The sequence below is a fragment of the Actinocorallia lasiicapitis genome, assembly GCF_054778695.1.
In genome coordinates, this window is sequence record NZ_BAAGZI010000272.1 from 1 (window position 1) to 8,330 (window position 8,330).

An 8,330-nucleotide genomic window follows, 5' to 3' on the forward strand; every position below is an offset into this window, starting at 1 on the left:
GTGGTCATGGCGTTCGCGGGGCCGCTGGCGGTGGGGCGGCGGCCGTCGTCGCGGGTGCTCCTCGGGGCGCTGCTGGTCGCGGGCGGGGCAGGGCTGGCCAACGGGATCGGCGGCGGGAGCGTCAAAGGGTTCGGGTTCGCGGCGGGGGCGCTGCTCGGGGAGCTGCTGTTCTCGCTGCTGGCGCTGCCCGTCCTGCCGAAGCTGGGGCCGGTGAGGCTGTCGGCGTACTGCACGGCCCTCGCGGTGCCGATGCTGATCACGACGTCGCTGATCGTCGGCGAGGACGTGCGGATGCCGACCCGGGCGGAGGGCGCCGCGATCATCTACGCGGGGCTGATCATCACGGTGGTGGCGTTCCTGCTCTGGTACGACGCGCTCGGCCGGCTCGGACCCGATCGGGCGTCCCTTTTCGCCGGAGTGATCCCGATCTCCGCGGCGGCGACCACGGTGGCGCTCGGACTGGGGGTCCCGTCGGGGGCGACCCTCGCCGGGTGCCTCCTGGTGGCCGCCGGGGTGACCTACGGGACTACCCTGGGGGGCGGTCACGACCGACGGAAAAGGATCGAAGATGCCTGAGTTCGCCTACACCGAGCTGCTGCCCCTGGGCAAGGACGAGGAGACCGAGTACCGGCTCCTGACCACCGAGGGCGTCTCCACGGTAGAGGCCGCGGGTCGTACTTTCCTGCAGGTGGAGCCCGAGGCGATCCGGCTGCTCACCGAGACGGCGATCCACGACATCCAGCACCTGCTGCGCCCCGCCCACCTGGCGCAGCTCCGCAAGATCCTCGACGATCCCGAGGCGTCGCCCAACGACCGGTTCGTGGCGCTCGACCTGCTGAAGAACGCGGGCATCGCGTCCGGCGGGATCCTGCCGATGTGCCAGGACACGGGCACGGCGATCGTCATGGGCAAGCGCGGCCAGAACGTCCTCACCGACGGCCATGACGAGGAGCACCTGAGCCGCGGTGTGTACGACGCCTACACGCGCCTCAACCTGCGCTACTCCCAGATGGCCCCGCTGACCATGTGGGAGGAGAAGAACACCGGCTCGAACCTGCCCGCGCAGATCGAGCTGTACGCCACCGAGGGCGACTCCTACAAGTTCCTGTTCATGGCCAAGGGCGGCGGCTCGGCCAACAAGTCGTACCTCTACCAGGAGACCAAGGCGGTCCTGAACGAGAAGCGGATGCTGTCGTTCCTGGAGGAGAAGATCCGCAGCCTGGGCACCGCGGCGTGCCCGCCGTACCATCTGGCGATCGTGGTCGGCGGCACCAGCGCCGAGTTCGCGCTGAAGACCGCGAAGTACGCCAGCGCCCACTACCTCGACCACATGCCGATCTCCGGTGACGTCGGCGGCCACGGCTTCCGTGATCTGGAGCTGGAGGAGCAGGTCTTCGAGCTGACCCAGAAGCTGGGGATCGGCGCCCAGTTCGGCGGCAAGTACTTCTGCCATGACGTCCGGGTGATCCGCCTGCCGCGGCACGGCGCGTCCTGCCCGGTGGCGATCGCCGTCTCCTGCTCGGCCGACCGCCAGGTCCTGGCCAAGATCACTAAGGACGGCGTGTTCATCGAGAAGCTGGAGACCGACCCGGCCCGCTTCCTCCCCGACACCACCGACGAGCACCTCGACGACAACGTCGTCAAGATCGACCTCAACCGGCCGATGGCCGACATCCGGGCCGAGCTCTCCCGGTTCCCGGTCAAGACCCGCCTGTCCTTGACGGGCACCCTGGTCGTGGCCCGCGACATCGCCCACGCCAAGATCAAGGAGCGGCTCGACGCGGGCGGCGAGATGCCCCAGTACCTCAAGGACCATCCCGTCTACTACGCGGGCCCGGCCAAGACCCCCGAGGGCTACGCCTCCGGCTCGTTCGGCCCGACGACGGCGGGCCGCATGGACTCCTACGTCGAGGAGTTCCAGGCGGCGGGCGGCTCCCTGGTCATGCTGGCCAAGGGCAACCGCTCCCAGCAGGTCACCGACGCCTGCGCCAAGCACGGCGGCTTCTACCTGGGCTCCATCGGCGGCCCCGCCGCCCGCCTCGCCCAGGACTGCATCAAAAAGGTCGAAGTCCTAGAAATGCCCGAGCTAGGAATGGAAGCCGTCTGGCGCATCGAAGTAGAGGACTTCCCCGCCTTCATCGTCGTAGACGACAAGGGCAACGACTTCTTCGACCTCGACAAGGCCCAGGTCACCCTGATGCCGACCATGCCTCCCCGCCGCTGACGGTCAGCCACGACCTCCACCTCGAGCAGGGGATTCCGGATCCCTCGGCCAGAGCGCCCGGCCCAACTCCGACGGCAAAAGGGTCTGGGCCTTTCTCGCCGTCTCAGCGAGCGACAGCGGTGGTAGCTTCTAGGTGTGGGGTTTCCACGCCAAATGGGGTAGAGGTAGCCCTGAAGAGGACGAGGAGGCGAGATGTTGCTGAGTTTCCGCACAGCGAACCACAAGTCGCTGCGAGACGAGCAACAGCTTCTGCTCACGCCTGTCTACCCGCCGGAGTCTGCGGACGAAGGTGAGTGGGAGGCTCTGCCCGTCGCGGGGATCTTCGGACCGAACGCGTCCGGCAAGTCGAACGTTCTCGACGCGCTCGTCTATATGCGGCACATGGTCCGGGCGTCGCTCCAGGCCAGCGAACCGGGCACGCCGCCCTCGCGAACTCCGCACGCCCTGGACCGGGAGGCGATCCAGGCCCCGTCGTCCTATGTCGTCGACCTGCTTCTCGACGGGGTCCGCCACGAGTACGGGTTCAGCGTCGGACCCGAGCGGATCGACGAGGAATGGCTGTACAGCTACCCGCTGAAACAGCGACGCCGAATCTTCCATCGGACCGGCGACGCATACGAGTGGGGCACCCACACCGAGGCGGCCATGCGGAGCGTCGCGGCGATCGTCGACCCGAGCGTGCTGTTCATCTCGGTCGCCGCGCGTTCCCGCCAGGACGACGTCGAGCCGGTCTACGACTGGTTCTACCGGAAACTCGCCTCGCGGCGGCTGGTCGGCGGGGTCTCGCAACGCGACCTCCTGGCGCGACTGGCCAAAGCCGACGAAACCTATCTGACCTGGCTCAACGGGCTGCTCCGTGCCGCCGACACCGGTATCGAAGACGCCGAGGTCACCGATGTGGACGAAGTCAAGCTGTCGGACGGCTTTCTCGGAAACGCGGGCCAACCCCGCCGCGTTCAGTTCAACCACAGGGGCGGCGACGGCACCGTTCCGTTCAAGATCGCCGATGAGTCGACCGGCACCCAGTCGCTGATGTCCTTGGCATCGCCCATCTTCAGCGTGCTGAACGAGGGTGGCACCCTCGTCGTCGACGAGCTGGACGCCAGTCTCCACCCCTACTTGTCCGCGCGCCTCATCGGCCTGTTCCGTAGCGCCGTGACCAACCAGAACGGCGCCCAACTGCTGTTCACCACCCATGACGCGGCTCTCCTCGGCCGGATCCAGGGCGTCGAGGTCCTGGCCCGCGACCAGATCTGGTTCACCGAAAAGGACGAATGCGGCCGCACCGAGCTGTTCCCGCTGACAGAGTTCAAGCCGCGCAAGGACGAGAATCGCGAACTGCGGTATCTCGCCGGCCGCTACGGTGCCGTCCCCGCGCTCACCGACGAACTGGTCCTGACCACCCTGGCGCAACGCGGAGCAGAAGACGTTGTCCCCAAGGACGCATAAGCCCACCGGCCTGAAAGCCTCCCGCGCCACCGACCTCAACCGGCGCGCGACAGGCTCGCGGGAAGAGAAACGGCGCTACCTCATGCTCCGTGAGGGCCCCACCGAACACGCGTACTTCGACGCACTCAAACGGTTCGACGGATTCAAACGGCGCGGCTCTGTCCTCGACATCAGCGTTTTCAGCGCCGACCACCGCAATCTGGTACGTCAGGCCCTCAAGCGGCGGAACGAAGACTATGACGAGATCTGGTGCGTCCTGGACACCGAACTCGACCCCGTCCTCGTGAAGGACCTGCAGAACCTGATCAAGGGCACCAACGTACGCCTCGCTCTGTCGGCTCCCTCGTTCGAGTTCTGGCTGATCCTGCACCGGACTGACCGCCGATCCCCGTTCCAGACGGCCAAAGAGGCCGAGCGGATGATGGAGAAGCTGGTCCCCGGCTGGAAGAAGGGCGCGGGGTTCGTCTATACCGAGTTCGTGCGTGACGTCCGGAAAGCGGCCTCCCGGGCCGGAGAGCTCGGCGGCGGCCCTGAGCAGAACCCGTCAAGCGATGTCTGGCGGCTGATCGAGCTGCTCGTTCCGCCAGGCGATGAGCGTGCGCCGGGACTCCGTCGGTGGGGCTGAGAATCGGTCGTCCCTCGATGACTTCTTCGCCGACACCACCGGCCCTGTCCTCAAGATCGGGCGCCGGCCCTGAGGAGGGGGGCTGAGGAGAGGGCGCCGGTGAGGAGGAGGGCGGCGGTGGTGAGGAGGGTGGTGACGACGGCGGTGGGGCTGCCGTGGGGGAGGCGGTCCAGGTAGAGGGTGCCCAGGGTGGCTACGCCGATGACCGTGGAGAGTTGGATGACCATGCCGAGGATGCCGCTGGCCTCGGCGGCGTCGGACGGGGGGATGCGGGTGAGCATCAGGGCCATGAGGGGGCCGAAGGCGGCGCCCATGCCGAGGCCGCCGACGGCCAGGGCCAGGTAGAGCCAGACGCCGTGGGTGCCGCCGCCGTGGAACGCCGCCGCCTGGGCTGCGGTGCCGAGGGCGGCGACCAGGAAGCCGATGGTGCTGAGCCGCGGGTGGTGGCGGGGCGGGAGAAGGCCCCAGGTGAGGCTGGTGAAACCGAAGCCCAGCGCCGTCGGCAGGAAGGCCAGGCCGGTTTCCAGGGCGGAGAAGCCCAGCGCGCCCTGGAAGTGCAGGGTCAGCGCGATCGACGTCCCGGCGAAGGCCGACATCGCGATGAACATCGCGGTGATCGTGGTCGGCATTCCGGGCAGCCGCAGCACCCGGCCCGGCACCAGCGGACGCGACGCCCGCCGCTCCACCAGCGCGAACACCCCGAACAGCAGGACGGACCCGGCGAGCATCAGCCAGCCCCACAGCGGCCAGCCGCGTTCGTGGCCCAGCACCAGCGGCACCACGAACGCGAGCACCGCGGGCGACAGCACCAGCAGCCCCGGCACGTCGAACACTCCCCCGGACGGCCCGCGCTTCGACGGCAGGATCCGGCCCGCGACGACCAGCAGCACCAGCCCGATCGGCACATTGATCAGGAACACGGGACGCCACGCCTGGTCGGTCAGCCCGACGCTGACGATGCGCCCGTCGAGCACCTGCCCGACGAGGCCGCCGCCGGCCAGCACCTCCGCGTACCGGCGCATGGCGACGGCGCGGGCGGGCCCGTCGAAGGTCCGCTGGATCACGCTGAGCACCTGCGGCAGCATGACGGCGGCGCCCGCGCCCTGGAGCCCGCGGAACGCGATGAGCACCCCGGTCGTCCAGGCGAGCCCGCACAGCAGCGAGGCGAGCGTGAACACGGCGAGCCCGAGCCGGAACGCGAGCCCGTGCCCGATCAGCGCGCCGAGCCGCGCCCCGGTGACCAGCAGCACCGCGTAGACGATCGTGTATCCGGTGGCGACGAGCTGGAGCCCGGCCCCGGAGGCGTCGAGCCCGGTCTCGATGGAGGGCAGCGCGACGTTGACGATGGAGATGTCGATCAGTGCCATCATCAGGCCGGTGAGGAGAACGGTCAGCACGGCTCCCGAGCGTGCGGGGCGTTCCGCCTGGCCTGGGGGCTGGGTCAGGATGTCGGTCATGATCCGATGGTGCGGCCGCGCTGATCCGGGTACCAGGAGCCTGGTTATCCAGGTATCACGGCCACCTGGATAACGGGCGCGCGGTCGGCGACGATGGCGGGGTGACCGTGATGACGTCGGGCCGCCGTGCCGATCTCGCCTCGTTCCTGCGGACGCGCCGCGAACGGCTGACGCCCGAGTCGGTGGGCCTGCCCGGCGGGTCGCGCCGCCGCACGCCCGGCCTGCGCCGCGAGGAGCTGGCGCAGCTGGCCGGGGTGGGGGTCACCTGGTACACGTGGCTGGAGCAGGGACGGCCGATCCGGGCGAGCGTCCAGGTCCTCGACGCGGTCTCCCGGACGCTGCGCCTCGACCCGGCCGAGCACGAGCACCTGTACCGGCTGGCCGACGTCCCGCGTCCGCCGTCGGGTCCTTCGGTCCCGCACCCGCCCCCCGAACTCCAGACGATCATGGACGCGCTGTCGCCGTTCCCGGCCTGCGCCCTGACCGAGCGGTTCGACGTCGTCGCCGCGAACCGCGCCTATCTGGCCCTGTTCCCGACCATGATCCCTTCCGACGGCGAGAGCCGCGGCTGCAACATCATCAAGGGCCTGTTCGCCTGCCCGGGCTGCAACCCCTTCGCCGACGGCTCGGTCGAGCTCCCCCTGATGGTCGCGACGTTCCGGGCGGCCTACGCACGTCATGCGGGCGAGCCGGAATGGGACCGTCTGGTGGCCGAACTCCAGGAGACGGGCCCCCGGTTCACCGATCTCTGGCACACCCATGACGTCGCCGCGCACGACACGTCCCGCAAGGTCTTCCGCCATCCGGCCATCGGCACGTTGTCGTTCACCTCGACGTCCCTGTCGGTCCTGCCCGCCGCCGACCTGCGGCTCACCGTCTACACCCCGGAGGACGACGGCACCAGGACCGTGATGGACAAGCTGATCTCCGGGGAACTCGCCCTTCCGCGGTGCCCGCACTCGTGATCTGACGGGGCGGTTCCCGGCCTGTTCTGAACGCCTGTACAGGACATTGCATCCGTTGTCTTACAAGCCGGATACTCCTGTATCTTTGCCCGCATGACTCAGGGGACGGAACACTTCGTGTTGGCGAAGCGTTACCGCCTGCTCCAAGCACTCGGTCATGGGGCGATGGGCACGGTCTGGCGTGCCCATGACGAGCTCCTGGAGCGCGATGTCGCCATCAAGGAGATCCGCTTCCCGGCAGAACTTGATGAGAACGAGCGGGTGGTCTTCTACCGCAGGACGCTGCGCGAAGCACGGGCCCCCGCCCGGGTGAAGCACAAGTCGATCATCGAGGTCTACGACGTCGTCCAGGAGCACGCGCGGCCCTGGATCGTCATGGAGCTCGTCGAGGCGCCCACCCTCGAACAGCACATCAAGACCCACGGCCCGCTCCGTCCCGAGGAGGCGGCTGCTCTCGGCCGTCAGCTCGTCGACGCGCTCGACGAGGCGCACGCCGTCGGGGTGCTGCACCGCGACATCAAGCCGTCGAACGTGATGCTCGCGCCCGGACGGGTCGTGCTCACGGACTTCGGGCTGGCCGTCACCAACGGCTCCTCGACCCTCACCAAACACGGCACTTTCGTGGGTTCGCCCGCCTATGTCGCCCCCGAGGTGGCGCGCGGCGAGAAGGCGACCCCGGAGTCCGACCTGTGGTCGCTGGGCGCGACCCTGTACACCGCGGTCGAGGGGCGTCCCCCGTTCGATCATGAGAGCGTCATGGCGACGCTGTCGGCGGTGCTCACCGACAACCCGGCCCCCATGCAGCGGGCGGGCGACCTCGGTCCGGTGATCGGCGGGCTGCTCCAGCGCAACCCGCGCAAGCGGCTGACCCATGCGCGCCTGGTCGAGCGGCTGGAGCGGGCGTCCACCCCGCGCCGGTCGGCGGCCGCCAACACGGTGCCGCCCGAGCCCGCCTACGGTCCCGCTTCGGCGTCGTCGACGGGCAGCAGCCTGCCGAGCCGGCGCAGCGGCGCCCACCGGGCCCGGCAGAGCCCGGCGGTGCGGTTCCGGCCGTTCATCGTCGCGGGCGTGCCGATCGCCGCGGTCGTCACGGTGATCATCGTGATCCTGGCGCTCTCCGGCGGCGGCGACGACCCGGTCGAGCCGACGGGCAAGGACGCTCCCGCCCAGGTCGCCAACGCCGAGAACGCCCCGGCGCTGCTGGTCAAGGCGGAGGGCGGAACCTGCAACGTCAAGACCTTCCTGGGCGGGCCGCACGGCGAGGTCAGCAATGTCGACGTCCCGCCGGGCGACTCCTACCAGTTCAACCGCCGCCCCGCCGTCGTGACGGTCAGCGACAAGACCGTCTGCAAGGTGTACCTCGACGGTGAGCTGCAATCCGGCGGGCTGAACTTCAAGATCTCCGAAAGTCCGTGACGCCGCACCGGGCGTGACCGTCCGTTCACGATACAAGCGTGGTTGATCACCAACCCCGCTCGTATCGGAGACCTCATGCCCGGCAGAACCCTCTCCCTCGGCACCCTCTCCCTCGGCGTCGCCGCGCTGGCCCTGCTGTCGGCGGGCTGCGCGCAGTCCGAGACCCACGCCGAACGGCGGCCGGCCGCCGGGGC

7 protein-coding genes are annotated in these 8,330 nt (G+C 69.4%); 6 read left to right on the forward strand and 1 reads right to left on the reverse strand.

The window, feature by feature from the left end:
• The 4 genes from ACYVE7_RS24240 to ACYVE7_RS24255 form a co-directional block, all read left to right on the forward strand.
• On the forward strand, window positions 1-576 hold a 576-nt coding region (locus ACYVE7_RS24240), incomplete at its 5' end, for an EamA family transporter (protein WP_460367496.1).
• Window positions 569-2,224, forward strand: coding sequence for a fumarate hydratase (locus ACYVE7_RS24245; RefSeq protein WP_460367497.1), 1,656 nt, complete (start codon window positions 569-571; stop codon window positions 2,222-2,224). The genes ACYVE7_RS24240 and ACYVE7_RS24245, both read left to right, overlap by 8 nt.
• A 192-nt stretch (window positions 2,225-2,416) precedes the next feature.
• Window positions 2,417-3,673, forward strand: a complete 1,257-nt coding sequence (locus tag ACYVE7_RS24250; RefSeq protein ID WP_460367498.1) for an AAA family ATPase — start codon at window positions 2,417-2,419, stop codon at window positions 3,671-3,673.
• A gap of 82 nt (window positions 3,674-3,755) precedes the next feature.
• Complete coding sequence (locus ACYVE7_RS24255) at window positions 3,756-4,298, forward strand: RloB family protein (protein ID WP_460367500.1); 543 nt, start codon at window positions 3,756-3,758, stop codon at window positions 4,296-4,298.
• A gap of 50 nt (window positions 4,299-4,348) precedes the next feature.
• Here ACYVE7_RS24255 and ACYVE7_RS24260 read toward each other — a convergent pair whose 3' ends face one another.
• Window positions 4,349-5,755 carry an MFS transporter gene (locus tag ACYVE7_RS24260; protein WP_460367502.1) on the reverse strand — a complete coding sequence of 469 codons (1,407 nt, stop codon included), beginning with the start codon at window positions 5,753-5,755 and terminating at the stop codon, window positions 4,349-4,351.
• A 110-nt stretch (window positions 5,756-5,865) separates the two neighbouring features.
• Here ACYVE7_RS24260 and ACYVE7_RS24265 point away from each other — a divergent pair, with 110 nt between their 5' ends.
• Together ACYVE7_RS24265 and ACYVE7_RS24270 are read left to right on the forward strand one after the other, a co-directional pair.
• A complete protein-coding gene (locus ACYVE7_RS24265) occupies window positions 5,866-6,720 on the forward strand; it encodes a helix-turn-helix transcriptional regulator (protein WP_460367505.1) in 855 nt (284 codons plus the stop codon).
• 93 nt (window positions 6,721-6,813) lie between these two features.
• Window positions 6,814-8,136 carry a serine/threonine-protein kinase gene (locus ACYVE7_RS24270; RefSeq protein ID WP_460367503.1) on the forward strand — a complete coding sequence of 441 codons (1,323 nt, stop codon included), beginning with the start codon at window positions 6,814-6,816 and terminating at the stop codon, window positions 8,134-8,136.
• Window positions 8,137-8,330: the final 194 nt, after the last annotated feature.